Genomic DNA, 1,227 nt, shown 5'->3' on the forward strand with positions numbered 1-1,227 from the left:
GGCGGGCCGCCGGACCGCGTGGCGCACGCGGTGGCGCGGATCGAACGTCGTGGTGGTGTCCTGCGCGACGAGCTGAACGGTCTGCAGATACTCCGTGCGTCGCGTCCGCCACTTCAGCAGATCGGCGAGATCGTTGCCGTCGACGAGCACCTGACCGGCACTCGGCTCGGACAGGCCGACGATCATCCGACCCAATGTGGACTTTCCCGAACCACTTTCGCCGACGATCCCGGTGGCGACACCGGAGGCGAACCGTGCGTCGACACCGTCGAGTGCGCTCACCCCGCCGTAGCGTTTGGTGACTCCCACCAGTTCGATGGTGGTGCTCATGCGACCATCTCCGCGCAGGTGAGGTCGTCGACGGTGGGGAGCCGGTCACGGTCGCATGACTGGAGCGTCGGCATGCACGCGAACAGCCCACGGGTGTACGGGTCGGTGGCGTCGGTGACGTGCTCGGGATCGGGGGGTTCGACGATCCGCCCGGCACGCATCACCAGCATCCGGTCGCAGTACTTGCGGGACAGCGGCAGATCGTGGGAGATGAAGACCAGCGCAGCTCCTTCGTCGGCGGCCAGACCGGTCAGCAACTCCATCACGGTGATCGACAGGGTGACGTCGAGCGCACTGGTCGGCTCGTCGGCGATGAGCAGTTCCGGCTCGCCGGCCACGGCGATCGCCATCATCACCCGCTGGCGCATGCCGCCCGAGAGTTGTTCGGGCAGAGCACCCATGACGCGCCTCGGATCAGTGATCCCAACCTGTCGCAGCCGCTCCTCGGCGATGCCGCGCCGCGCTCTCCGCGACCCGTGCCTCGCCGACGGCAGTACGGCCAGGAGCTGGCTACCCACACTCCACACCGGGTCGAGGCTGCTCATCGCATCCTGAAAAATCATCGAGATCCCCTCCCGGCGTACCGGTATGCGCTTGGCGGGAGCGTCGAGCAGCGAACGGCCCATGCAGGTCAATGTGGTTGCGCTGACGGTGCCCGCCTCCGGGCTGATGAATCCGCCGATCGCGTTGGCGATGCTGGACTTTCCCGATCCCGACTCACCGACGATGGCGAGGCGTTCACCGCGCCGGACGGTGAAGCTGGTCGGCCCCACCTTGACCGCACCGTGGTAGGCGACGGTGAGGTCGGCGACCTCGAGAACCGGCATGTCGGGTCGGGCTTCGGCCATATACGTTGCGCCGGAGTCGGTGTGCGGCGCGTCGGCGGCGAGTCGGGGG

General features: G+C 67.9%; 2 protein-coding genes. Both read right to left on the reverse strand.

Annotated elements, in window-relative coordinates; genetic code table 11:
• Positions 1-330: ATP-binding cassette domain-containing protein (locus B1964_RS12550; RefSeq protein WP_139765715.1), on the reverse strand; the 330-nt coding region annotated here is incomplete at its 3' end.
• Positions 327-1,178 (reverse strand): ABC transporter ATP-binding protein, encoded by an 852-nt coding sequence (locus B1964_RS12555; RefSeq protein WP_079929990.1) that lies wholly within the window; start codon positions 1,176-1,178, stop codon positions 327-329. The genes B1964_RS12550 and B1964_RS12555, both read right to left, overlap by 4 nt.
• Between the last annotated feature and the right edge of the window lie 49 nt (positions 1,179-1,227).

This window comes from Gordonia sp. i37 (genome assembly GCF_002043085.1).
In the GTDB taxonomy this organism is placed as follows: Bacteria; Actinomycetota; Actinomycetes; order Mycobacteriales; family Mycobacteriaceae; genus Gordonia; species Gordonia polyisoprenivorans.

Coding starts and splice junctions, on each gene's coding strand:
- B1964_RS12555 (WP_079929990.1), bottom strand. CDS start 1,178: ATGGCCGAAGCCCGACCCGACATGCCGGTTCTCGAGGTCGCCGACCTC.